Origin of the sequence: Pseudomonas paeninsulae (genome assembly GCF_035621475.1) — a bacterium.
Lineage (GTDB): Bacteria > Pseudomonadota > Gammaproteobacteria > Pseudomonadales > Pseudomonadaceae > Aquipseudomonas > Aquipseudomonas paeninsulae.
In genome coordinates this window covers 2295896-2321193 of sequence record NZ_CP141799.1, presented here as the reverse complement: position 1 = coordinate 2321193, position 25298 = coordinate 2295896, and the positions used below count along the sequence as shown (strand labels likewise).

At 61.9% G+C, this 25298-nt stretch carries 20 protein-coding genes; 16 read left to right on the top strand and 4 right to left on the bottom strand.

Going from position 1 to position 25298, the window contains the following annotated elements:
* Positions 1 to 119 precede the first annotated feature (119 nt).
* From VCJ09_RS10780 to VCJ09_RS10760, 5 genes are all read left to right on the top strand, one after another.
* A complete protein-coding gene (locus VCJ09_RS10780) occupies positions 120 to 1508 on the top strand; it encodes a CmpA/NrtA family ABC transporter substrate-binding protein (RefSeq protein ID WP_324734306.1) in 1389 nt (462 codons plus the stop codon).
* 59 nt (positions 1509 to 1567) lie between these two features.
* Positions 1568 to 2557: an ABC transporter permease gene (locus VCJ09_RS10775; RefSeq protein ID WP_324734305.1), complete on the top strand. Its 990-nt coding sequence runs from the start codon at positions 1568 to 1570 to the stop codon at positions 2555 to 2557.
* 22 nt (positions 2558 to 2579) lie between these two features.
* The gene (locus VCJ09_RS10770; protein ID WP_324734304.1) at positions 2580 to 3374 is read left to right on the top strand and encodes an ABC transporter ATP-binding protein; all 795 of its coding nucleotides are present in this window, start codon (positions 2580 to 2582) and stop codon (positions 3372 to 3374) included.
* A gap of 241 nt (positions 3375 to 3615) precedes the next feature.
* Positions 3616 to 4305: a polysaccharide lyase family 7 protein gene (locus VCJ09_RS10765; RefSeq protein ID WP_079201811.1), complete on the top strand. Its 690-nt coding sequence runs from the start codon at positions 3616 to 3618 to the stop codon at positions 4303 to 4305.
* A gap of 119 nt (positions 4306 to 4424) precedes the next feature.
* Positions 4425 to 4868 (top strand): thioesterase family protein, encoded by a 444-nt coding sequence (locus VCJ09_RS10760; protein ID WP_324734303.1) that lies wholly within the window; start codon positions 4425 to 4427, stop codon positions 4866 to 4868.
* 48 nt (positions 4869 to 4916) lie between these two features.
* Here VCJ09_RS10760 and VCJ09_RS10755 read toward each other — a convergent pair whose 3' ends face one another.
* Together VCJ09_RS10755 and VCJ09_RS10750 are read right to left on the bottom strand one after the other, a co-directional pair.
* On the bottom strand, positions 4917 to 6074 hold the full coding sequence (locus VCJ09_RS10755) for a trans-sulfuration enzyme family protein (RefSeq protein WP_324734302.1): 1158 nt from the start codon (positions 6072 to 6074) through the stop codon (positions 4917 to 4919).
* 195 nt (positions 6075 to 6269) lie between these two features.
* Complete coding sequence (locus VCJ09_RS10750) at positions 6270 to 7634, bottom strand: pyridoxal-phosphate dependent enzyme (protein WP_324734301.1); 1365 nt, start codon at positions 7632 to 7634, stop codon at positions 6270 to 6272.
* Positions 7635 to 7932: 298 nt separating this feature from the next.
* On the opposite strand from VCJ09_RS10750, the gene VCJ09_RS10745 reads away from it, so the two are divergent.
* The 5 genes from VCJ09_RS10745 to VCJ09_RS10725 all read left to right on the top strand — a co-directional run bounded on the left by VCJ09_RS10745 (position 7933) and on the right by VCJ09_RS10725 (position 13008).
* A complete protein-coding gene (locus tag VCJ09_RS10745) occupies positions 7933 to 9381 on the top strand; it encodes a c-type cytochrome (RefSeq protein WP_324734300.1) in 1449 nt (482 codons plus the stop codon).
* A 96-nt stretch (positions 9382 to 9477) separates the two neighbouring features.
* Complete coding sequence (gene ctaD / locus VCJ09_RS10740; RefSeq protein ID WP_324734299.1) at positions 9478 to 11253, top strand: cytochrome c oxidase subunit I; 1776 nt, start codon at positions 9478 to 9480, stop codon at positions 11251 to 11253.
* Positions 11250 to 11939, top strand: coding sequence for a cytochrome c oxidase subunit 3 (locus tag VCJ09_RS10735; protein ID WP_324734298.1), 690 nt, complete (start codon positions 11250 to 11252; stop codon positions 11937 to 11939). Before ctaD ends, VCJ09_RS10735 begins: the two co-directional genes overlap by 4 nt.
* A gap of 4 nt (positions 11940 to 11943) precedes the next feature.
* The gene (locus VCJ09_RS10730) at positions 11944 to 12651 is read left to right on the top strand and encodes a heme-copper oxidase subunit III family protein (RefSeq protein WP_324734297.1); all 708 of its coding nucleotides are present in this window, start codon (positions 11944 to 11946) and stop codon (positions 12649 to 12651) included.
* A gap of 21 nt (positions 12652 to 12672) precedes the next feature.
* Complete coding sequence (locus VCJ09_RS10725; protein WP_324734296.1) at positions 12673 to 13008, top strand: cytochrome C oxidase subunit IV family protein; 336 nt, start codon at positions 12673 to 12675, stop codon at positions 13006 to 13008.
* Positions 13009 to 13037: 29 nt separating this feature from the next.
* Here the strand turns inward: VCJ09_RS10725 and VCJ09_RS10720 are convergent, their stop codons facing one another.
* Entirely contained in the window at positions 13038 to 13592 is a 555-nt protein-coding gene (locus tag VCJ09_RS10720) for a magnesium transporter (protein ID WP_324734295.1), read from the bottom strand.
* Positions 13593 to 14324: 732 nt separating this feature from the next.
* Between VCJ09_RS10720 and VCJ09_RS10715 the strand changes: the two genes are divergently transcribed.
* The 6 genes from VCJ09_RS10715 to cobA all read left to right on the top strand — a co-directional run bounded on the left by VCJ09_RS10715 (position 14325) and on the right by cobA (position 24092).
* Positions 14325 to 15536, top strand: a complete 1212-nt coding sequence (locus tag VCJ09_RS10715) for a nitrate/nitrite transporter (protein ID WP_324734294.1) — start codon at positions 14325 to 14327, stop codon at positions 15534 to 15536.
* A gap of 193 nt (positions 15537 to 15729) precedes the next feature.
* A complete protein-coding gene (locus VCJ09_RS10710; protein ID WP_324734293.1) occupies positions 15730 to 17397 on the top strand; it encodes a bifunctional protein-serine/threonine kinase/phosphatase in 1668 nt (555 codons plus the stop codon).
* Positions 17398 to 17670: 273 nt separating this feature from the next.
* On the top strand, positions 17671 to 20124 hold the full coding sequence (gene nirB / locus VCJ09_RS10705) for a nitrite reductase large subunit NirB (RefSeq protein WP_324734292.1): 2454 nt from the start codon (positions 17671 to 17673) through the stop codon (positions 20122 to 20124).
* The gene (gene nirD / locus VCJ09_RS10700; protein ID WP_324734291.1) at positions 20121 to 20447 is read left to right on the top strand and encodes a nitrite reductase small subunit NirD; all 327 of its coding nucleotides are present in this window, start codon (positions 20121 to 20123) and stop codon (positions 20445 to 20447) included. Before nirB ends, nirD begins: the two co-directional genes overlap by 4 nt.
* A gap of 64 nt (positions 20448 to 20511) precedes the next feature.
* Complete coding sequence (locus tag VCJ09_RS10695; RefSeq protein ID WP_324734290.1) at positions 20512 to 23229, top strand: nitrate reductase; 2718 nt, start codon at positions 20512 to 20514, stop codon at positions 23227 to 23229.
* Between the two features lie 125 nt (positions 23230 to 23354).
* Positions 23355 to 24092, top strand: coding sequence for a uroporphyrinogen-III C-methyltransferase (cobA, locus tag VCJ09_RS10690; RefSeq protein WP_324734289.1), 738 nt, complete (start codon positions 23355 to 23357; stop codon positions 24090 to 24092).
* A gap of 231 nt (positions 24093 to 24323) precedes the next feature.
* On the opposite strand, the gene VCJ09_RS10685 is transcribed toward cobA, so the two are convergent.
* A complete protein-coding gene (locus VCJ09_RS10685) occupies positions 24324 to 25292 on the bottom strand; it encodes an OmpA family protein (protein WP_324734288.1) in 969 nt (322 codons plus the stop codon).
* Between the last annotated feature and the right edge of the window lie 6 nt (positions 25293 to 25298).

The window sequence follows — 25298 nt, the reverse complement described above, 5'->3', positions numbered from 1 at the left end:
TCGGATCGCCAACGGCGGTGATCGAGACGAATAGACAAAGACGTCAAAGGCACCCTGCCCTAGCTGGCTGAGTTGTCCGTTGACGTCTTTTTTTCGTTTCCGAGAACTGAGGAATCACCATGCGTAAGGCCACCGCTCGCCGCTCCTTGATGAAAAAGACCCTGACTGGCCTGGGCTGCGTCGCCGTCATGCTGCTCACGCCACTGAGCATGCAGATCGCCCACGCCGCCAACCCGGAGAAGGACGAACTCAAGCTTGGTTTCATCAAGCTGACTGACATGGCACCACTGGCCATTGCTTACGAAAAAGGCTTCTTCGAGGACGAGGGGCTCTACGTCACCCTGGAAGCCCAGGCCAACTGGAAAGTCCTGCTGGACCGGGTGATCACCGGCGAACTGGACGGCGCGCACATGCTCGCCGGCCAACCCCTGGGCGCCACCATCGGCTTCGGCACCAAGGCCGACATCGTCACCGCCTTCTCCATGGACCTCAATGGCAATGGCATCACTATGTCCAACGCCGTCTGGGAGGAAATGAAGAAGCATGTGCCGATGGCAGACGGCAAACCGGTACATCCGATCAAGGCCGACGCGCTGCTGCCGGTGATCGAGCAGTACAAGGCCAAGGGCAAGCCCTTCAACCTGGGCATGGTGTTCCCGGTGTCCACCCACAACTATGAGTTGCGCTACTGGCTGGCCGCCGGTGGTATCAACCCAGGCTATTACGCACCGGCCAAGGGCGATATCACCGGCACGCTCAACGCCGACGCTCTGCTCTCGGTGACCCCGCCGCCGCAAATGCCGGCCACCCTCGAAGCCGGCACTATCAACGGCTACAGCGTGGGCGAACCCTGGAACCAGGCGGCCGTATTCAAGGGCATCGGCGTGCCGGTGATCACCGACTACGAAATCTGGAAGAACAACCCGGAGAAGGTGCTCGGCGTGTCGAAAGCCTGGGCCGATGCCAACCCGGAAACCCACAAGCGGCTGGTCAAGGCGCTGATCCGCGCCGGCATGTGGCTGGATGAAAACAACAACGCCAACCGTCAGGAAGCCGTGGAGATCCTCTCGCGTCCTGAGTACGTCGGCGCCGATGCCGAGGTGATCGCCAACTCGATGACCGGCACCTTCGAGTACGAGAAGGGTGACAAGCGCGAGGTCCCGGACTTCAACGTGTTCTTTCGCTATAACGCGACCTACCCCTACTACTCCGACGCCATCTGGTACCTGACTCAGATGCGTCGCTGGGGCCAGGTTGGCGAGGCCAAACCGGATAGTTGGTACTTCGATATCGCCAAACAGGTCTACCTGCCGGCGGTCTACCGCAGTGCCGCCAATGAGCTGATCGCGGAAGGCAAAGCCAAGGCCGCAGACTTCCCCGCGGCCGGCGAAGAAGGTTTCCGGCCCCCCACCAGCGAATTCATCGATGGCCTGACCTACGACGGGCGCAAACCGAACGAGTACATCAACCAGTTCAAGATTGGTCTGAAACCCGACTCAGTTCTGTAACGCAGCAATTGCCCTGGGGGCCGGACACGCCGGCCCCCCTCTGCTCCGAGGACAAGACGATGAGCAACCCCGCCGTCGCCCAGCCCATTCAAGACACCCTGAAATCCGCGCGCAGACTGGCGATCAAACGCTGGTTACCCAGCGTACTGATGCCCATGTTCGGCATCCTCGCCTTTCTGCTGTTCTGGCAGATGGTTGCCGGCAGCATTGATACCAGCCTGGGTAAATTCCCTGGGCCAACCCAGGTGGCCAGCCAGTTCGGCACGCTGATCGATGAACACCTGCGCGAACAGAGGCGCGCCGATGCCTTCTTCGAGCGTCAGGACGTACGCAACGCCGAGAAGCTGGCCAAGGACCCTGACGCGAATGTCAGCATTCGCCCTTACACCGGCAAGCCGACGTTCTTCAAACAGATCTTCACCAGCCTGTACACGGTGATGACCGGTTTTCTCATCGCCTCGCTGATCGCCATCCCGCTGGGAATTGTCTGCGGCCTGAGCAAGCCGATCTACAACGCGATCAACCCGCTGATCCAGATCTTCAAACCGGTGTCACCGCTGGCCTGGCTACCGCTGGTGACCATGGTGGTCAGCGCCGTCTACACCAGCAGCGACCCACTGTTTGCCAAATCCTTCGTCACTTCGGCGGTGACCGTGGCGCTGTGCTGCCTGTGGCCGACCGTGATCAACACCACCGTGGGGGTGGCCAATCTGGACAAGGACCTGCAAAACGTCAGCCGTGTGCTCAGCCTGTCACCCCTCAGCCATGTCCGCCGCATCGTCCTGCCGGCCGCGATCCCGATGATCTTCACCGGCCTGCGCTTGTCCCTGGCCACCGGTTGGATGGTGCTGATCGCCGCTGAAATGCTGGCGCAGAACCCAGGTCTGGGCAAATTCATCTGGGACGAGTTCCAAAACGGCAGCTCCAACTCGCTGGGCCGAATCATGGTCGCGGTGGTGGTCATCGGCCTGCTCGGCTTCGCCCTCGACCGTCTCATGCTCATGCTCCAGCGCTACGTGAGCTGGGACAAGAACGCCGACCTGCGCTAATCGCCACTTTCAGGAGCTCACCATGAACCATCCACACCTTGAACTGACCGGCGTCGGCATCAGCTTCCCCACCGACAAGGGCCTGTACTGCGCCCTGCAGAACGTCAATCTGAAAATCGACAAGGGCGAGTTCGTGTCCTTGATCGGCCATTCCGGCTGCGGCAAATCGACCGTGCTGAATATCGTCGCCGGCCTCTACCAGGCCAGCACCGGCGGGGTGATCCTCGACAGCCGCGAGGTCAACTCGCCAGGCCCGGAGCGTGCGGTGGTGTTCCAGAACCACAGCCTGCTGCCCTGGCTGAGCTGCTACCAGAACATCGAACTGGCCGTGCGCCAGGTGTTCCAGGGCAAGAAGTCGCGCAGTGACATGCGTGAATGGATTGAGCACAACCTCGAACTGGTGCACATGAACCACGCGCGCGACAAACGCCCCAGTGAGATTTCCGGCGGCATGAAGCAGCGCATCGGCATCGCCCGCGCACTGGCCATGCAGCCCAAGGTGCTATTGATGGATGAACCCTTCGGCGCCCTGGATGCCCTGACCCGCGCCCATCTGCAGGACTCGCTGATGGAGATCCACGCGGACCTCGGCAATACGGTGATCATGATCACCCACGATGTCGACGAGGCCGTGCTGCTGTCCGACCGTATCGTCATGATGAGCAACGGCCCGGCGGCCAGTGTCGGCGAGATCCTCCACGTAGCACTGCCGCGTCCGCGCGACCGCATTGCCTTGGCCCATGACCCGCGCTATCACGAATACCGCGCCGCGGTGCTCGAATTCCTCTACCAGAAGCAACAGCGCCCGGCTGCTTGAGCGGTGCCCCTGTGACCCCGCTGCAACCCACGCACCAGGGTGCGGGTTGCAGCGTTCTTGCCTGTATCCAGGCCAAACGACGCCGCCACTAACTGTCGATAAATCCTGCTAAGCCAGCCTCACAGGCCCGATCAATCCCCGACAGTCTGGTTGAGCAATTCCCGATCCAATTGAACTTACTGTGCTTGCGGCTACCGAACCGAGACCATTCGTAGTTTTTCAAGACCATTAAGGATCAGTCGTGCTTGATCTCACCACCTGGAATCTCTCGATTCCCACCGACCCATCCCCCACTACCATCGAAACCGGGCGCTTGAACAACGGTTATGACAGCCAATATTTTCGCCACAACGACGACGGCAGCGTCACGTTCTGGGTACCGGTTGATGGCTCGCATACCGCTGACGCCCGCTACCCGCGCAGCGAGCTGCGTGAAACCCAGGCCGACGGCATCCTGAGCAACTGGTACCACGCCAGTTCCGACAGCTACCTCAGTGCAGTTGTGTCGGTCAATCAGGTGCCGAGTAAGAACAAGGTCGTCATCGGCCAGATCCACAGCACGGACGAACCCGGCAGCGACAATGACCCACTGCTCAAGCTGCAATACCACTACCTGCGCGGCGTTGGCCGTCTCGAATTGTTGCTGCGCAACCGCCCCGGTGATTCCGAGGTACAGAACATCCTGCTGGCCGAGAACATCCAGCTCAACGAGCGTTTCAGCTACGATCTGCGCATCACGCCGAGCGGCAAGCTCGGCGTCAGCGTACAGAGCAGCGATGGTGACCATGGCTCGCTGTATCAGCAACTGAGCGGCTACTGGAGCGTGCAACAGTTGTACTTCAAGGCTGGTGCCTACATTCAGGACAACTATGGTCCGGCCAATGAGGGCGGCCGGGTAACCTTCTACCACTTGAATAGCCTGCATCGCTGATCTGCGGCCACGGGCGGCCTGACTGCCGGCGGCGCGTCATTCACCGGGCAAATCATGCAAAATCGGCACAAGCCCACGTACAATCGCGCCGCCCTATCCCGCCTGCACGAGACCTGCCCATGGCCCGCCTTCAACTCGAGTTCCCGGAAAACCAATTCTGCTACAGCACCCACCTGACCGTCCGCGTGACCGACATCAATGCGGCCAACCACCTGGGCAACGACTCGATGATCTCGATGATTTCAGAGGCACGGGCGCGTTTCTTGTTCGAATTCGGTATTCACGAAACCCACGCAGATGGCACCGGCATAATCGTCACTGACCTCGCCACCACCTACCGCACGGAAGCTCACGCGCGCGATCAATTGCTGTTCGAGGTCGGCGTGATGGATTTCAACAAATACGGCGGCGATATCACCTTCCGTATCACCCGCCCGGCAGATGGCGGCCTGGTGGCGATGGCCAAGTCCGGCTTTGTATTCTTCGACTACAGAGCAGGCCAGGTAGTGGCGATGCCCGAGTCGTTCAGCGTGCTGTTTCCCGCCGTCAATTGGCTCGAGTAACCGCCGGGCGGCACAGTGGATGCGGTAATACGGGCTAACCGGCTTTGCTTAACCCGCGATCGCGCTCAAAGCTTGTTGCAGATCGCGGCGCAGGTCCTCGACATGTTCAATACCCACCGACAGGCGCACCAGGTTATCGCTGATGCCAAGCTGCGCGCGGCGCTCTGCGGGAATCGAGGCGTGGGTCATTTTCGCCGGTTGGCTGATCAGGCTTTCCACCCCGCCCAGGCTTTCCGCCAGGGTGAACAGCCGGGTGGCTTCGAGAAAACGCCGGGTGCCTTCACCATCGCCGGCCAGGTACAGGCTGATCAGGCCGCCGCTGCCACGCATCTGCCGCACCGCCAGTTCGTGCTGGGGATGGCTGCTCAGGCCAGGGTAGAGCACCGACGTCACCTGTGGCTGCTGCTCCAGCCAGACGGCCAGCTCAGTGGCGTTGGCGACGTGGCGTTGCAGGCGCAGCGCCAGGGTGCGCATGCCGCGCAGGCAGAGGAAGCTGGAAAACGGATCGAGGATGCTGCCCACCGAGTTCTGCAGGAAGGCCAGTTGCTCGGCCAGTTCCGCGCGATCTGCGATAGCCACCAACCCGGCGATTACATCGGAATGGCCGTTGAGGTACTTGGTCGCCGAGTGCACGACTATATCGAAACCGTATTCGAGCGGCCGTTGCAGATAGGGCGAGGCGAAGGTGTTGTCGGCCACCGTGAGGATGCCGCGGGCGCGACCCAACTTGCCGACCTGGGCCAAGTCGCAGAGTTTCAGGGTGGGGTTGGTCGGCGTCTCGACCCAGATCATCTGCGTTTCTGGCCTGAGCGCGGCGGCCAGGGTGGCGGCGTCGGCGTCCGCCGGTACGTAGCTGACCTGCAGGCCGGCACTGGGCTTGCGCACCCGCTCAAACAGGCGATAAGTGCCGCCATAAAGGTCGTCCACCGCGACTATGTGACTGTTCGCCGGGAGCAGTTCCAGCACCGTGGCGCAGGCCGCCAGTCCGGATGCAAAGGCATAGCCGTGGGCGCCACCCTCCAGCTCGGCAATCGCCCGTTCCAGCGCCTGGCGCGTGGGGTTCTGGCTGCGCCCGTATTCGTAGCCGGCGTGCACCCCCGGCGACTGCTGGCGGAAGGTCGAGGTGGCGTAGATCGGCGGCATCACCGCGCCGGTCCAGTCCGGCTCGTAACCGGCGTGCACGGTGAGGGTTTCGAATTCGCTCATGGTCACTCCTGAATCTGTTCCTGACGGGTGGCGGCGAAAGGTTCGGGTCAAGTCCCATGGGTATCGCTGCGCTCAACCCATCCTACGATCCGTGTGTAGGAGCCAGCTTGCTGGCGATCCATTCACAATCGCCGAGAATCGCCAGCAAGCTGGCTTCTACAGGATGGCGTCCACAGCGTTTGATAACGGCGAGTCCTAACGCAGGGTGCGGCGCCAGAGGTTGAGTACATCGCTCTTGGTGATCAAACCGAGAAAACGGCCCTGCTCGACGATCAGCGCCACATGGCCCTCGTCGAAGGTCTGCAGCAGGCGCTCCAGCGACACGTCCGGGTCGAGGGTCTGCAGCTTGCTGACCATCGCCTCGCGCACCGGCAGCTGGAAATGCGTCGGCGCGTCCTTCACCGCCCGCAGCAGGTCCCACTCGTCAATCAGGCCGACCACGCGGTCGCAGTCCATCACCGGTACCTGGTCGATGTCGTGGAAGCGCATGCGCGCGTAGACCGCCGCCAGGGTTTCGTCGGGCTTGCAGGTGACGGTGCTGCCTTCCTCGTAACGGCGGACGATCAGGTCGCGCAGGTTGCCCTGTTTGGGCCGCTCGATCAGGCCCTGGTCGAGCATCCAGTAGTCGTTGAACATCTTCGACAGGTACTTGTTGCCGCTGTCGCAGACGAAGGTCAGCACCCGCTTGGCCGTGGTCTGCTCGCGGCAGTAGCGTAAGGCCGCGGCCAGCAGGGTGCCGGAGGAGGAGCCGGCCAGCACGCCTTCCTGCTGCAGCAGTAGGCGCGCGGTGTGCAGGCTCTCGGCGTCGCTGATGCGGTAGGCGCGCTTGACCAGGGCGAAGTCGGCGATGGCCGGGACGAAGTCCTCGCCGATGCCCTCCACCAGCCAGCTGCCGGCCTCGCCGAAGTGGCCGGACTCGACGAAGTCGGCCAGCACCGAGCCCTCGGGATCGGCCAGGACCATCTCGACCTGCGGCGCCACCTTTTGAAAGAAATGGGTCAAGCCGCCCAAGGTACCGCCCGAACCCACGCCGACCACCACCGCATCGACGCGCTGTTCCATCTGCCGCCAGATTTCCGGGCCGGTGCCGCTCTCATGCGCCCAGGCGTTGGCCGGGTTGTTGAACTGGTCGATGTAGAAGGCGCCCGGCATGTGCGCGGCGATGCTGCGCGCCAGATCCTGGTAGTACTCGGGATGGCCCTTGGCGACATCGGAGCGGGTCAGGCGCACCTCGGCGCCGAGCGCCTTGAGGTGGAAGATTTTCTCGCGACTCATCTTGTCCGGCACCACCAGCAGCATGTGGTAGCCCTTCTGCGCGGCAACCAAGGCCAGACCCAGGCCGGTGTTACCGGCGGTGGCTTCGATAATGGTGCCGCCCAGCTGCAACTGGCCGCTGAGTTCCGCGGCCTCGATCATGCTCAGGGCGATGCGGTCCTTGATCGAGCCGCCGGGGTTCTGGTTTTCCAGCTTGACGAACAGCTGACACGGGCCCGTGTCGAGGTGGGTGAGCGGCAAGACCGGGGTGTTGCCGATCATCTCGAGCAAGGGATTGGCGGACATCGTCTTGGCCCTCCGCGACACAGTCGATCGCACTGCCGAGTCGGAATTACGCCTTAACTTATAGGTGCTGCGCCGGCAGAGGGCCAATCCACCCGACCGACGACCCTCGCCAGGCACACCTGCTACCGACTTGGGCAGCGCGACTTTTCCTCCCCTATACTTCCCCCAGCACTTCCCGCCGGCCTGCTAACAGGGCCAGGCGCGACGCGGGAAGAATTGCTGGCCGAATTTATTCGACCTTGCTGTTTGCCAGGATGTTTGTGTAGCCAGTGCGCGACAGGAACAGGATGCAAAACACATGGTATTTGCAATTGTCTTGGTGCTAATCGTTGTGGCATCGGTACTGTTCCATGTACTGAGCCCTTGGCAGGCAACGGCGGCAGCCTCCAACTGGGGTTCGATAGACGCCGCACTGTTTATCACCCTGCTCATCACCGGCATATTCTTCATCGCCGTCACCCTGTTCATGGCGCTTGCGATCGTTCGCTACCGCCATAAAGAAGGGCGCAGAGCGGCCTATCAGCCCGAAAACAAGAAGCTGGAATGGTGGCTAATCGGCGTTACCAGCGTCGGCATCATCGGCCTGCTGGCGCCAGGCCTGGTGGTTTACCACGACTTCGTCCGGGTTCCGCAAGACGCTCACGAACTGGAAGTGGTCGCCCAGCAGTGGCAGTGGTCTTATCGCTTCCCGGGCCAGGACGGCAAGCTGGGCAAGTCGGGGATCAAATGGATCAACAGCGCCAACCCTTTCGGCCTCGACCCCAATGATCCTCTCGGCCAGGACGATGTGCTGATCCGCAACAATGAGGTGCGCCTGCCACTCGATCAACCGGTGAAAGTACTGCTGCGTTCCAAGGACGTGTTGCACAATTTCTATGTTCCACAGATCCGCAGCAAGATGGACATGGTCCCCGGCATGGTCTCCCACTTCTGGTTCACCCCGACCAAACTCGGCACCTATGAAGTGCTGTGCGCCGAGTACTGCGGCCTGGCCCATTACAATATGCGCGGCCATATGATCATCGAGGAACCCGCGGCCTTCGACCTGTGGCTGAGCAGCCAGCCGACCTTTGCCCAGACCCTGCGTACCGCCGCCAAACCCAGCCGGGAAACGCTGCTGGAGACAGGCCGCCAGTTGGTGCAAAACCATGGCTGCCTGGCCTGCCATAGCCTGGATGGCAGCGCCAGTCTCGGCCCCGGCTGGAAGGGTCTGTACGGGCGCACCGAGTTGCTGGCCGACGGCAGCAGCGTGCATGTCGATGAGGCTTACCTGATCGAGTCGATCTCCGCCCCCAAAGCCAAACTGGTCCAGGGCTACCCGCCGGTCATGGTGGCCTACACTTTCAACCAAGATGAATTGGATGCGCTGCTCGCCCTGATCAAATCATTGAGTGGCGCGCCGCCAGATGAACCCCCGGCGGCCGACGTCGACCTGGCGCTGCAGGGCCAACGCCTGGCCGAGACCCACGGTTGCCTGGTCTGCCACAGCGTCGATGGCAAGCTGGGCGTCGGGCCGACCTGGCAGGGTCTGTACGGCAAGACGCAGAGCCTGGTCGACGGCACGTCGGTGGTGGTCGACGAGGCCTATCTGCAGGCATCCATTCGCGATCCCGCTGCGGTGATCGCCAAGGGCTTTGCCCCGGTCATGCCGACTATCGACCTGACGGATGACGAGCTGGACGCCTTGATCGCGTTCATCAAGTCCATCGCCGGAAAAACTGACGGCACAGCGGAAGCAGTGCCCTAGCCGGCTGTCGGACTTTCCCTCGCGACGGTGGATGGTCAAGTCCGACAGCCGGCCAACCGCCAACATCCACTCAACCCTCACCCGGAGGATGACGTGATGGCCTATGCGGAACAGGTGGAAACAGAAGAGCTACATGAACCCAAGAGCTTTCTGACCCGTTATATCTGGAGTCAGGACCACAAGGTCATAGCCATTCAATATTCCTTGACGGCTATCTTCGTCGGCCTGATCGCCCTGGTGTTGTCCGGCCTGATGCGCATGCAGCTGGGCTTCCCCGGCAGCATCGAATTCATGGACGCCAGCGCCTATTACCAGGCGATGACCATGCACGGCATGATCATGGTCATCTACCTGCTCACCGCCCTGTTCCTCGGCGGCTTCGGCAACTACCTGATCCCGCTGATGGTCGGGGCCCGGGACATGGTCTTCCCCTACGTCAACATGCTCAGCTACTGGTTCTACCTGCTCTCGGTAGTGGTCCTGCTCGCCAGTTTCTTCGCCCCCGGCGGCCCCACTGGCGCGGGCTGGACGCTCTACCCACCGCAGTCAATCACCCAGGGCACCCCGGGCACCGAATGGGGCATCGTATTGATGTTGGTGTCCCTGGCGATTTTCATCGTTGCCGCCACCATGGGCGGTTTGAACTACGTGACCACGGTGCTGCAGGCGCGCACCCATGGCATGACCCTGATGCGTATGCCGCTCACGGTCTGGGGCATCTTCATGGCCTCGATCCTGGCCTTGCTGGCCTTCCCGGCGTTGTTAGTCAGCGCGGTGATGATGCTGTTCGACAAACTGCTGGGCACCAGTTTCTTCATGCCGGCGATCATCTCGCTGGGCCAGACGCTGGAGCACCAGGGCGGCAGTCCGATTCTGTTCCAGCACCTGTTCTGGTTCTTCGGCCATCCGGAGGTCTACATCGTCGCCCTGCCCGCCTTCGGCCTGGTCTCCGACCTGATCAGCACCCATGCGCGCAAGAATATCTTCGGCTACCGCATGATGGTCTGGGCCATAGTCGCGATTGGTGTGCTCAGCTTCGTGGTCTGGGCGCACCACATGTATGTCAGCGGCATGAACCCCTACTTCGGCTTTTTCTTCGCCACCACCACCCTGATCATCGCGGTGCCGACCGCGCTGAAGGTCTACAACTGGGTGCTGACCCTGTGGCAGGGCGACATCCACCTGACCGTGCCCATGCTGTTCGCCCTGGCCTTTATCGTGACCTTCCTGGTCGGTGGCCTGACCGGGTTGTTCCTCGGCAACGTGATCGTCGACATCCCGCTGTCGGACACCTATTTCGTCGTCGCCCACTTCCACATGGTCATGGGCGTTGCGCCGATCCTGGTGGTGTTCGGCGCCATCTACCACTGGTACCCGAAAATAACCGGGCGGATGCTGAATGACCGCCTGGGCAAACTGCACTTCTGGATCACCTTCCTCGGCACCTACGCCATCTACTTCCCCATGCACTACCTGGGTTTCCTCGGCATGCCGCGGCGCTATTACGCCTATGAGGACTACGCGTTCATTCCGCAGTCGGCGCAGGACCTGAATGCCTTCATCACCGTGGCCGCCCTGATCGTCGGCGTTGCCCAGCTGCTGTTGCTGTTCAACCTGTTCTGGAGCCTGTTCAACGGCAAGCCCGCTGGCGGCAATCCCTGGCAGGCCACCAGCCTGGAATGGCAAACCCCGCAAACCCCGCCAGTACACGGCAACTGGGGCGCCAAGCTGCCGGTCGTGCACCGCTGGGCCTATGACTACAGCGTGCCTGGGATCGAGCAGGACTTTGTCCCGCAGACGGTGTCCGCCGAGCAATTGCAACGGATGCGCCAGCGCGGCGCCGAGACCACCCCAACGGATGAACGACCATGAACCGGCAGCTGCTGAGGAACACCGATAGCATCGAGCCCAGTGGCGGCTGGAACCCAGACGCTGGGATGCCCAGCCCTGCCGCGATGGATAGTGCACGCACCGCAAGAGTCGGCCTGCGCCTGTTGCTCGCAGTGGTCAGTTCGTTGTTCCTGCTCTTCCTGATCGCCTTCATCATTCGCTCGCAGGTGGCTGACTGGCAGCCGCTGACCGAGCCGTTGGCGCCCCTGGCCGACAGCGGCGCACTCTGGCTGAATACCGCCGCGCTGGCAGGCGCCAGCATCGCCCTGCAGTGGGCCCGCGTAGCCGCTCGCCGGGGTAACGCGCAGGCGACGTTGGTCGGCTTCGCCCTGGGCGGCGTGTTGGCGATCACCTTTCTGCTCGGGCAACTCTGGGTCTGGCAGCGGTTCGCCGCCTGGGGCTATTTCGTCGCCAGCAACCCGGCCAACAGCTTCTTCTACCTGCTCACTGGCCTGCACGGCCTGCACCTGCTGGGCGGCCTGGTGGCATGGGGCAGAACCCTGGGTAAATGCCTGCGGCACGTGCCCCTGGCGCGGCTCGCCAGCAGCGTCGAACTCTGCGCCATCTACTGGCATTACCTGCTGGGGCTGTGGCTGCTGCTCTTCGCCCTGCTGACCAGCACACCGCAAACCTATGAGGCCATTGCCGCATTCTGCGGCCTGAGGTGAAGCCATGGCAGCGCACTCAGCAACACCCGAAGATCGCCCAGCGCTTGCACCCGATGCATCTGCCGCGGGCTGGCAGGGCATCGCCGGCGACTGGTCGTCGGATAAGGATGCGTTCAAGCAGGTGCCTTGGGGGAAGGCGATGATGTGGATCTTCCTGCTCAGCGACACCTTTATCTTCACCTGCTTCCTGACCGGCTATATGGCGGTGCGCATGACCACCACAGAGCCCTGGCCAAATACCAGCGAAGTCTTCGCCCTGACCATCGCCGGCAATCACATTCCGCTGATCCTGATCGCCATCATGACCTTCGTGCTGATCAGCAGCAGCGGCACCATGGCCATGGCAGTCAACTACGCCTACCGCCGCAACCGCGGCAAGACCGCCGCCCTGATTCTGGCCACCGCCTTCTGCGGCGCGGCCTTCGTCAGCATGCAGGCGTTCGAATGGAGCAAGCTGATAGCCGAAGGCGTACGTCCCTGGGGCAACCCCATGGGCGCGGCGCAATTTGGCGCGAGCTTTTTCATGATCACCGGGTTCCACGGCCTGCACGTGTCGATCGGCGTGCTCTACCTGTGCATCATCGCGTGGAAGGTGTTACGCGGGGACTACGAGCGCTCCGGCAACTATCAGAACGTCGAGATAGCCGGGCTGTACTGGCACTTCGTCGATCTGGTGTGGGTGTTTATCTTCGCTTTCTTCTATCTGTGGTAGCACTGCAGAGGAGCACTGGCCATGACGCACACTGGACAACAACATCCGATCAGCCTGTACCTGAAGATCTGGGGGCTGCTATTCGTCCTCAGCACCTTCTCCTACTTGGTCGACTACTTCCACTTCAGCGGGTATCTCAGGTGGGCGCTGATCATCACCTTCATGCTGCTGAAGGCCGGCTTGATCGTCGCCATTTTCATGCACATGGCCTGGGAGCGCCTGGCCATGGTCTACGCCATTCTCGTGCCGCCCCTGTGCCTGCTGGTGTTGGTGGGGCTCATGGCCAGCGAGGCGGACTATATCTTTCTCAGTCGAGTGCTTTTCTTTGGCCAAGACATAACCGCGCAGTCACCTTGATGACCCGCGGTTGCTGTAATCACGGCTAGCTAGATCGTTCGTTTGAACTGATGCCATCTGTGCTGCCAGGCCACGATCCAGTGCGGGGCTGCCGAACCTATGCCGGCGACCTGCAGCGCAGGATGATGGTTGACCACCTGCTCCAGCACGGCTTCCTGCTCCGGCTCGACATCGACGAAAAAGACGTGTTTGCCTTCTTGTAGATTTTCCCTGAAGCGACGGAATTGGGTATTGGGCACCTGGATACCGAAAAAGCCACCTTCCCAGGTACAGAAACCCAGCAGCACGATCGCCAGGAAGATAAAGGGCACCCAGCCCGCAGCGGTTGCGGTCCACCCCAACAGATAGGCGCCACCGAGCACCAGTATGGCAAGGACCACACCGACGGCTGCACCGATCTCCCCGGAGTGAACAACATCCTGCTTCATAAAGGAGGGCACATCGTGCAGGTGATGTTGCTCAACATCGGCATCCTTTTCACTGAGCACATGAATCTGCTCGGTGCTGATGCCCTTGGCCTCCAACTCCTGCTCGACGGCTTCAAGATCGTCGAGATTGTCACTGGTGTAATAGTGCCGATTCATGACGCACCTCCCATCTAGCGTAACGGCCGCCGCCACTGCAAAATCGCGATCACCCGACAATCACAGACTGAGCCCTGCAGAGGTAGACGACATGGCCCTACTTGTCTTGTTCGATCAACTTCAAGTATAGGCGCCGCGATACAAACAACAAATAAACGAAAGTCAAGGCCAATAATAAAAACCCCCGCAAACACTCTGCATAGAGCCCAGATCACGGATTCCGACCATCACTGCCGCGAACGGACTTTCTGACCAATGGATCCGTGCTGACGTGTTCAGAGCACCGGCCGCGGCCCCGCCGACCTCAGCGCATGACCTCGCCCCATCTCGGCGCACAAACAAGCATCACGCTCCTTTTTGCATCACAGAAAGGGCCGCGTGCTACCTGCATATCCCCCGCAACCGTTGAGTTTCTGTGTTGGCTCAGCTCTTGCTTAGGCATAGCCATAGGCAGCCAATGGCGGCTGTCCTCATAAACGACAAAGACGTCGCCTCACCCTCGCCCAAGCGCGAACGGTGACGCGGCGTTTTTTAGTTTCTGCCCCAACGCTTGGGAATGGTGGCTCCTCTGCGATCCAGAGGTTCCGCTTGTCACTCTCTCAACCCAGCTGTGGCCTCGGCCGCAGGGCCTTGCACCACAAGTGCATAGCCTCCCCGGCCCGTTGCGTCGCCGTGTCCACGACCACGACGCACCGCAACAGACCGGGACCCTTTCTGCTGACGAGGTATTCGATGAATAACAGTTTCTGGAAAGCCGGCCATACACCGACGCTGTTCGCCGCCTTCCTCTATTTCGACTTGAGCTTCATGGTCTGGTACCTCCTCGGCCCCCTGGCCGTGCAAATTGCTACCGACCTCGATCTGACTGCGCAACAACGCGGCCTGATGGTCGCCACACCAATCCTGGCAGGCGCCGTGCTGCGCCTGCTCATGGGCTTTCTGGCCGACCGCCTATCGCCCAAGACTGCCGGGTTGCTCGGTCAGGTGGCGGTCATCACGGCCTTGTTCTGCGCCTGGCAGATCGGTATTGAAAGCTACGAGCAAGCCTTGTTGTTCGGCCTGTTCCTCGGCTTTGCCGGTGCCGCCTTTGCCGTCGCCCTGCCGCTGGCCTCGCAGTGGTATCCACCTGAGCACCAGGGCAAAGCCATGGGCATCGCCGGCGCGGGCAACTCCGGCACCGTACTGGCGGCGCTGTTCGCCCCGGGCCTGGCGGCCTTGTTCGGCTGGCAGAACGTGTTCGGCTGGGCGCTGATTCCGTTGCTGATCACCTTGGTGATCTTTGCCCTGATGGCGAAGAACTCGCCTGAGCGGCCCAAGCCGAAGGCCGCGGCCGACTACCTGCACGCGTTGGGCGACCGCGATAGCTGGTGGTTCATGTTCTTCTACAGTGTCACCTTCGGCGGTTTCATTGGCCTGGCCAGTGCTCTGCCTGGTTATTTCAGCGATCAGTACGGCCTCAATCCAGTCACCGCCGGCTACTATACGGCCGCCTGCGTCTGCGCCGGCAGCCTGATGCGCCCGCTTGGTGGCGCTCTGGCCGACCGCATCGGTGGCATCCGTTCGCTGCTGATGATGTACACCCTGGCCTCGCTGAGCATCGCCGCCGTTGGCTTTAACCTGTCGAGTTCAACCGCGGCGCTGGCCCTGTTTGTCACTGCAATGCTCGGCCTGGGCGCAGGTAATGGTGCGGTGTTCCAGCTGGTGCCACAGCGCTTTCGGCGGGAGATTGGCGTCATGACCGGCTTGATCGGTATGGCCGGCGGCATCGGCGGTTTCCTCCTAGCCGCAGGCCTGGGGGCGATCAAGCAACAGACCGGCGACTATCAGTTGGCCCTGTGGTTTTTTGCCAGCCTCGGTGTATTGGCCTGGTTCGGCCTATATAGCGTCAAACGCCGTTGGCGCACCACCTGGGGCTCGGCCGCCGTCACTGCGGCAAGAGTGTAGGCTGCTAACGTAGGGCGGGTGCAACCCGCCCTACGGATGAACGAATCAACGGAGGATTGAGGCAAAGGCGGGGCTGACCGGCAGAGTTGAATCGCACTGGTCAGGAACGAAGGGTGAAGCCGGCAACGGCCAACCCTGCAGCCATGCCCCGGCCCCGCCTTTGCCTCAACCCTTCCTCGCCAGGAACGCCGCCATGGCCCTGCAACTCATCTTCGGCGAAGCCAGCGCTACCGGTCCGCGCCCAGAAAACCAGGACGCCATTCGCGTGGTGACCCCAGCTCCGGCCCTGGCGGCGAGCAAGGGTTACCTGTTCGCCCTGGCCGACGGTGTCAGCCAATGCGCCGACGGCGGCCTGGCCGCTCGGGCGACCCTGCAAGCGCTGGCGCTGGACTACTACGCCACCCCGGAAACCTGGGCAGTGGCGCAATCGCTGGATCGTCTACTGGTTGCGCACAATCGCTGGTTACAAGCCAATGGTGGTGGCCAGCCGTTGCTGACCACCCTCACCGCCCTGGTGCTGCGCGGCCGGCGCTTCACCCTGGCGCATGTCGGCGACTGCCGAGCCTATCGCTGGCACGCAGGCCAACTCCAGCGCATCACTGAAGACCACGTCTGGGAACAACAGGGCATGCAGCATGTGCTCAAACGTGCCATGGGCCTGGACCAACATCTGGTAGTCGACTACCTGGACGGTGAGTTGCGCGAGGGCGAGAGCTTCCTGATGGTCAGTGATGGCGTCTGGGCGACACTCGGCGACCCGGGTATCCAGCGCATCCTGCACGATGAGCGAGACCCTGCCGCCGCGACCCGCGCGCTGGTCAGTGCCGCTCACCTGGCCGGTAGTCAGGACAATGCCAGCGCCTTGCTGGTGAGGGTCGAGGGCCTGCCGGAAAACGCCTTGGCCGATACCCTAGCCCAACTCGAGCATTGGCCCTTGCCGCCGAAACTGCGCGCAGGCCAGGACTTCGAAGGCTGGCAGGTCGAGCGCTTGCTGGCCGAGTCGCGCCAGTCGCTGATCTACCGCGTACGCGATGGCCAGGCGCGCCGCTGGCTGTTGAAGACCCTGCCCGCCAGTCGCGTCGACGACCCGCAAGCAGGCCCTGCCCTGCTGCTCGAGGAATGGTTCTTGCGCCGAGTGGCCGGACGCTACTTCGCCGAAGTCCATCCTCTGCCGCAACGCCAGCACCTGTACTACCTGCAGCGCGAATACGCCGGGCAGACCCTGGCCGAACAGCTGCGCCTGTCCGGCCCTCTCGGCCTGCCCGACTGGCTGGATCTCGCCCCGCGCCTGGTAAGGGCCCTGGGCATGCTGCATCGGCGCAATATTCTGCACCGCGACATCAAGCCGGAAAACCTGTTGTGGGGTGACGACGGCGAACTGCGCGTGCTGGATTTCGGTCTGGCTTACTGCCCTGGCCTGTCTCGCGATGAGCCCAATGACCTGCCTGGCACCCCCAGCTACATTGCTCCGGAGGCCTTTACCGGCGTCGCACCCAGCGCCCAACAAGATCTCTATGCAGCAGGCGTGACCCTCTACCACCTGCTTACCGGCCACTATCCCTATGGCGAGATCGAGGCTTTCCAGCACCCCCGCTTCGGCAGCGCAACGCCGGCCAGCCGCTATCGCCCCGACTTGCCGAGCTGGATCGACGAGAGCCTCAGTCGCGCGGTCAGCGCGGAGCCGAAGCAACGTTACGAGACCGCCGAGGAGTGGCTACTGGCTCTGGAACAGGGTGAGCGCCAGTCACTGAGCAGCAGGCCGCGTCCATTGCTCGAACGCGAACCGGTGAAAGTCTGGTGCACCGTGGCCCTGGTGTCCTTACTCGCGAATCTGACCCTGCTGGTACTGCTGCTGAAGTAACCCTGCAAACGCACCAGAACGGCGCAACACGCCTTATACAGGTGCGATTAAACGCCAATACGGCAGCAAAAAACTGCTCCGACTCGCTAATATTCAGGCCCTTGCCAAGTTGGCACACGCCCTGCATTGATATTTGCAAATTTAAATAAAGTGCGTCCTTCAACGGTGAAGGACGCACTTCCCGAGAGAACGGGACTTGGACAAAGGCGTCCTCGCTAGGTGACTAGCGGGACGCCTTTTTTGTTTTCCGGTTATGCGTGACGGTGAGGAACCATGAAAAAACTCAAGCTGGTAATGATCGGTAATGGCATGGCCGGAGTGCGTACCCTCGAAGAGCTGATCAAGCTCGTCCCTGACCTCTACGACATCACGGTGTTCGGCGCCGAACCGCACCCGAACTACAACCGCATCCTGCTTTCCCCGGTATTGGCCGGCGAGCAGACCTTCGAAGAGATCGTGCTCAACGACCTCAGCTGGTACGCGGACAACGGCATCAAACTTCTGCTCGGGCGCAAAGCGGTGAAGATCGACCGCAAGGCCCGTGTGGTAGTCGCCGATGACGGCAGCGAGGCCGAATACGACCGCCTGCTAATTGCCACCGGCTCCAACCCGTTCATCTTGCCGATACCGGGCAAGGACCTGCAGGGCGTGATCGGCTACCGCGATATCGCCGACACCCAGATGATGATGGACACCGCCAAGACCCATAAGCATGCAGTGGTCATCGGCGGCGGCCTGCTCGGCCTGGAAGCGGCTAACGGCCTCAAGTTGCGCGGCATGGTCGTCACCGTGGTGCATATCGGCGACTGGCTGCTGGAACGCCAGCTCGACGTCACCGCCGGCCGCCTGCTGCAAAAATCCCTGGAAGACCGTGGCCTGAAGTTCCTCCTGCCCAAACACACCGCCGAGCTGTTGGACAACGGTGAGGGCCGGGTCTGTGCGGTCAAATTCAAGGACGGTGAGGTCATCCCCGCCGACCTGGTGGTAATGGCCGCCGGTATCCGCCCCAACAGCGCCCTGGCGGAACAATCCGGGATCGCCTGCAACCGCGGCATTCTGGTCAACGACACCCTGCAGACCTATGATCCGCGCGTCTATGCGATCGGCGAATGCGCCAGCCACCGCGGTATCGCCTATGGCCTGGTGGCACCGCTGTTCGAGCAAGCCAAGGTCTGCGCCAACCACCTGGCTCAGCTCGGCTTCTCGCGCTACCAGGGCTCGGTGACTTCGACCAAACTGAAAGTCACCGGCATCGACCTGTTCTCCGCCGGCGAGTTCATGGGCGCCGAAGGCACCGAGACCATCACCCTGTCCGACCCGATCGGCGGCGTGTACAAGAAGCTGGTGATCAAGGACGACGTGCTGGTCGGCGCCTGCCTGTATGGCGACACCGCCGACGGTGGCTGGTACTTCCGTCAGATCCGCGAGAACCACAACGTCAGCGAGATCCGCGATCACCTGATGTTCGGTGAAAACGCCATTGGCGACGCCGGCCACCAGGGTCAGAGCAGCGCCGCCAACATGCCGGACGACATGGAAGTGTGCGGCTGCAACGGCGTGTGCAAAGGCACCATCGTCAAAGCCATCCAGGAAAACGGCCTGTTCAGCGTCGACGACGTGAAGAAGCACACCAAAGCCGCCAGCTCCTGCGGCTCCTGTGCCGGCCTGGTCGAGCAGATCCTGATCAATACCGTGGGCGGCGCGGCTGACGTCAAACCGAAGAGCGAGAAAGCCATCTGCGGTTGCAGCGATCTCAACCACGGGCAGATCCGCAAGGCCATCCGCCAAGAGCACCTGACTAGCATCCCAGCCACCATGGCCTTCCTCAACTGGAGCACGCCGAACGGCTGCGCCACCTGCCGCCCAGCGCTGAACTACTACCTGATCTCCACCTGGCCGGGTGAGGCCAAGGACGATCCGCAGTCGCGCTTCATCAATGAGCGGGCCCACGCCAATATCCAGAAAGACGGCACCTATTCGGTGGTGCCACGCATGTGGGGTGGCGTGACCAATTCAGCCGAATTGCGGCGCATCGCCGATGTCGCCGACAAGTACAACGTGCCCATGCTCAAGGTCACCGGCGGTCAGCGTATCGACCTGCTGGGGATCAAGAAAGATGACCTGCCAGGTGTGTGGAAGGATCTCGACATGCCATCCGGTCACGCCTACGGCAAATCCATCCGCACCGTGAAGACCTGTGTTGGCAGTGAATTCTGCCGCTTCGGCACGCAGAACTCGACGCAGATGGGCATCGATCTGGAACACGCGCTGTTCAACATGTGGTCGCCGCACAAGGTCAAGCTGGCGGTTTCCGGTTGCCCGCGCAACTGCGCCGAATCCGGCATCAAGGACGTTGGCATCATCGGCGTCGACTCCGGTTGGGAGCTGTATATCGGTGGTAACGGCGGGATCAAGACCGAAGCCGGCGAGTTCTTCGTCAAGCTCAAAACGGCCGAAGAAGTCATGCAATACAGCCTGGCGTTCCTCCAGCTCTACCGCGAAGAAGCCTTCTACCTCGAGCGCACCGTGCACTACATGCAGCGCGTCGGCATGGAGCACATCAAGAAGGGCGTGCTGGAAGATGCCGAAAAGCGCAAGGCGCTGCACGACCGCCTGCTGTTCTCGCTGTCCTTCGAGCAGGATCCTTGGAAAGAACAGCTGGCCAAACCGCAACTGAAGAAAGAATTCGAGCGCATCGCCCTGCGCGATCTGGAGGTGCAAGCATGAGCTGGCTGGATATCTGCGCCCTGGAAGAAATCAACCCGCTGGGCTCGCGCATAGTCGATGGACCCAAGGGCAATATCGCCATTTTCCGCACGTCCAACGATGAAGTGTTCGCCCTCGATGACCGCTGCCCGCACAAGGGCGGACCCCTGTCCCAGGGCCTGGTCTACGGCAAGCGCGTGGCCTGCCCGCTGCATAACTGGCAGATCGAACTCGACTCCGGCGAAGCGGTAGCACCGGATGTCGGCTGCGCGCACCGGCATGCAGCCAAAGTCGAGAACGGCCGGGTGCTGCTGACCCTGAATACCGCCACCGAATGTGCCTGATAGGTCATTGGTAGGTCTGGCCCGCTCGGCCCGCCTTTGAAGATTACCGCAGAGAGATGACGCCATGACCCATCCCCATCAGATCACCGCCTCCACCTGCTGCTATTGCGGCGTGGGTTGTGGCGTGCTGATCGAACACGATGACGAGAAGATTCTCGGTGTCCAAGGCGATCCCGAGCACCCGGCCAATTTCGGCAAGCTGTGCAGCAAGGGTTCAACCCTGCACCTGACCGGAGACCTCGATGCCCGCGGTCTCTATCCCGAACTGCGCCTGGGCAAGGGCCTGGCGCGCTCGCGCACGGACTGGGACAGCGCCCTGGATCACGCTGCCAACGTCTTCGCCGAGACCATCCGCGAACATGGCCCGGACAGTGTCGCCTTTTACATCTCCGGGCAACTGCTGACCGAGGACTACTACGCCTTCAACAAATTGGCCCGCGCGTTGGTCGGCACCAACAATATCGACAGCAACTCACGCCTGTGCATGTCTTCCGCGGTGGTCGGCTACAAACGCAGCCTCGGCGCCGATTCGCCGCCGTGCAACTACCAAGACATCGAGCAGAGCGACTGCGTGCTGATCGCCGGCAGCAACATGGCCTACGCCCATCCGGTCCTGTTCCGCCGCCTGGAAGAAGCCAAGGCCAAGCGCCCGGACATGCGCGTGATCGTCATCGACCCGCGGCGCACCGACACCTGCGAACTGGCCGACCTGCACCTGGCGATCCAGCCGGGCAGCGACGTCGCCCTGTTCCACGGCATCCTGCATATTCTTATGTGGGAAGGCTGGATCGACCGCGCCTTTATCGATGCCCACACCCAGGGTTTCGACGCATTGAAAACCCTGGTGCGCGACTACAGCCCGCAGATGGTCAGCGAGCTGTGCGGCATCAGCCAAGAAGACCTGCAACAGTGCGCACGCATGATCGGCAGCGCGCCGAGCTTCCTCTCGCTCTGGTGCATGGGCCTTAACCAGTCGAGCAGCGGCAGCGCGAAGAACAGCGCCCTGATCAACCTGCACCTGGCCACCGGCCAGATCGGCAAGCCCGGCGCGGGCCCCTTCTCCCTTACCGGCCAACCGAATGCCATGGGCGGTCGCGAAACCGGCAGCCTGTCCAACCTGCTACCCGGCCATCGCGATGCCGCCAACGCCAAGCACCGCGCCGAGGTCGCTGACTACTGGGGCAGCGACGCCCTACCAGAAAGCACCGGCCTGACCGCCATCGAGCTGTTCGAGGCGGTACGAGTCGGCAAGGTCAAAGCCTTGTGGATCGCCTGCACCAATCCGGCGCAGTCCATGCCGGATCAAAACAAGGTGCATGAAGCCCTCGCCGCCTGTCCTTTTGTCGTTGTGCAAGAAGCCTTCTTCACCACCGAGACCTGCCACTACGCCGACCTGCTGCTGCCCGCCGCCAGTTGGGGCGAGAAGGAAGGCACGGTGACCAACTCCGAGCGCCGCGTCAGCCATGTGCGCCGCGCCGTGCCAGCCCCCGTAGAGGCGCGGCCGGATTGGGCGATCACCATGGATTTCGCCCGCCGTTTGGAAAAGCTGCTCCGCCCCGGCCTGCCCAGCCTGTTTGCCCTCGATTGCAGCGAAGCGCTATTCGAGGAATACAAATACCTGACCCAGCATCGCGACCTCGACCTCAGCGGCCTAAGCTACGCCATCCTGGACAACCAAGGTCCCCAGCAATGGCCGTTCCCGGCCGGTGCAACCCAGGGAACAATGCGCCTGTACGGCGACGGCCGGTTCCCTACGGAGAATGGCCGTGCGCGCTTTCATGCCGACCCCTACCGGGCACCCAAGGAACAACGCGACGCGCGTTTCCCGCTGACCCTCAATACCGGCCGCCTGCGCGATCAGTGGCACGGCATGAGCCGCACCGGCACGGCTGCCCGTCTATTTGGCCATGTCGAGGAGGCAGCGCTGAGCTTGCACCCGGACGAACTGCGCCGCCTGCGCCTGCAAGCCGGCGACCTGGTCAAGGTGCGCAGCCGCCGCGGCAGCCTGATCGTGCCGGTACAGGCCGACGAGGCGGTTCGCTCCGGCCAGGCCTATCTGCCCATGCACTGGGGCAACCGCTTTCTCAAGGGTTTGGGCACCAACGTGCTGACCCTGCCGGCCTACGACCCGCTGTCCAAGCAGCCCGAGCTCAAGCACGCCGGCATCCAGGTGGAAAAGGTCGATCTGCCCTGGCAGTTGTTCGCCCTGGTCGAGGGTGACGTACAGAAGCGCTTCGAGGCATTGCGTCCGCTGTTCGAGTCCTTTGCCTACGCCAACCTCAGCCTAACTGGCCGCGAACGCCCGGCCCTGGTCATCCGTGCGGCAAGCGCGGTAGCCCCCGAGGCCGAACTGCTGACCCAGATCGATCAATTGCTGGGCCTGCACGAAGGGCCGGTACTGGCCTACGACGACCCTCGCCGGGCAGTGGGCAAGCGTGTACGCATCGAGGACGGCCTCATCATAGCCATCCGCCTGGCCGGTGAAACCGCGGCCCGCGATTGGCTGAAGAGCCTGTGGAGCGAAGGCCAGGCCGATGCCGACCTGCGCCGCTGGCTACTGGCGCCGCTGTCCACCCCGCCGGGTGCGGCTGCGGGCAAGAAACCCAGCAAGACCCTGTGCAACTGCCTGAACGTCAGTGAAAACGCAGTCTGCGTTGGCATCGCCCGCGGCCTCGACCTCGACGGACTGAAGCAGGAACTGAAATGCGGAACCAGTTGTGGTTCTTGCGTACCGGAAATCAAACGGCTATTGGCCACCCAGCCTGTAGTGCTGAATGCATAACCCTAGGGTGGATGGCCACCCCGTGGAAGGCCACCCCGTGGAAATCCGCGAGGTGCTTACTGCCAAGGCAACTACCACGGTGGGTAACGCTTCGCGGTTACCCACCCTACGACGAGGATTTTGATATGAGCGCAAAAGTCTGGCTGGTAGGTGCAGGCCCGGGCGACCCGGATCTGTTGACGCTCAAGGCAGTGAAAGCATTGCGTCAGGCGGAGATCGTGATGATCGACGACCTGGTCAATCCGGCGGTGCTGGAACACTGCCCAAGCGCACGCATAGTCCCGGTGGGCAAGCGCGGCGGCTGCCGTTCGACACCGCAAGCCTTTATCCATCGCCTGATGCTGCGCTATGCGCGCCAGGGTAAGTGCGTGGTACGCCTGAAGGGCGGGGATCCGTGCATTTTCGGCCGCGGCAGCGAAGAGGTCGACTGGTTGCAGCAGCACGGTATCGACGTGGAGATGGTCAACGGCATCACCGCTGGCCTGGCTGGCGCCACCAACTGTGGCATTCCCCTGACCCTACGCGGTGTTGCCCGCGGCGTGACCCTGGTTACGGCCCACACCCAGGACGACAGCACGCTGAACTGGCAAGCCCTGGCTCAGGGTGGCACCACCCTGGTGGTGTATATGGGCGTGGCCAAGCTGGCGGACATCCGCGATAGCCTACTGACCGGCGGCATGTGCGCCGACATGCCGGTGGCGATGATCGAAAATGCCTCACTGCCACACCAGCGAGAATGTCGCAGCTCACTGGTGGCGATGCAGCAAGATGCTCTGGCTTTCCAGCTGAAAAGCCCGGCGATCCTGGTGATTGGTGAAGTCGCAGCCGGACATCAAGCACAAGCCATGGCCGCGACTGCCTGATCCCTGCGGAGTTGTTCTTACCCCACCAAATGAGGTGAGCCGACAACCGCTTGGTGGGTTACTCGGCGCGCAATTTCCGCAATTGATTTTCAGCCTCTGCTCAGCGCCACTAACCTGCGCGGCCCGACCCACCCTACAAAAGCTGCGTGCAACACAAAACTGGGACATAGCTTTTTTATAGACAAAGAAAAACCCGGCCGAAGCCGGGTTTTTCCTAACAGCTAAGACCAGTTACTGGACTTGAGCTTCTACTTGAGCTTCAACGCGACGGTTGATGGCACGGCCCGACTCAGTTGCGTTGTCGGCAACCGGCTGAGTTTCGCCATAACCAGCGGCGTTTACGCGCTGACCTTCAACACCGTACTGGTTGACCAGAACTTCACGCACAGCGCTCGCACGCTTTTCGGACAACTTCTGGTTGTAGGTATCAGTACCGACGGAGTCAGTGTGACCTTCAACAGTGGTGTTGGTCTGCGGGTACTGATTCATGAAATCAGCCAGGTTCTTGATATCGCCATAGCTTTCTTCTTTGACTTGAGCCTTGTCGAAGTCGAATTTCACGTCCAGTTCAACGCGCACAACCTGGGCTGGTTCTTCAGCAACCGGAGCCGGCTCTGCCATCGGCTCTGGAGCGGCCTCTGCAACCTGGGCAACCGGCTTGCCGCCACCACCGAAGTTCATGCCAACGCCGATGCTTGGAGCCCACTCGGTGTCGCCCTGGTCGATGTTGTACTGAGCTTCAACGCCAGCACGAGCATAGAGATTCTCGGTGATGAAGTACTTGGCACCGCCGCCAATGTTGGCAAAGGTGGAGCCGTTACGACCGCCGCGACCGCTTTGACCGATGCTCTGATCCGAGAAACCGGCAGAGACGTAAGGACGCAGCGCGTCACCGGTATTGTTGAAGTGGTACAGAGCATCAAGGGCGGTATTCGAGCCTTTGATGTTACGACCGTCTTCGCCACGAGCGTTGTGTACTTCGTCATAGCCCAGACGCAATTCAACGTCGTCGGTCAGGTAGTAACCGATGCTGCCGCCGAACAGATTGCCGTTGTTCTTGAAGTCACGGGCGCTGTCGAAGATTTCCTTCTTAGCAAAACCCTCCACTTCGACCGCGCCTTGGCCCTGCGCCAGAACGCTAAGGGAAGAACTAGCGAGCATCGAGCCGATGACAACGCCTAAAGTGTTTTTAAATTTCATCCGTAA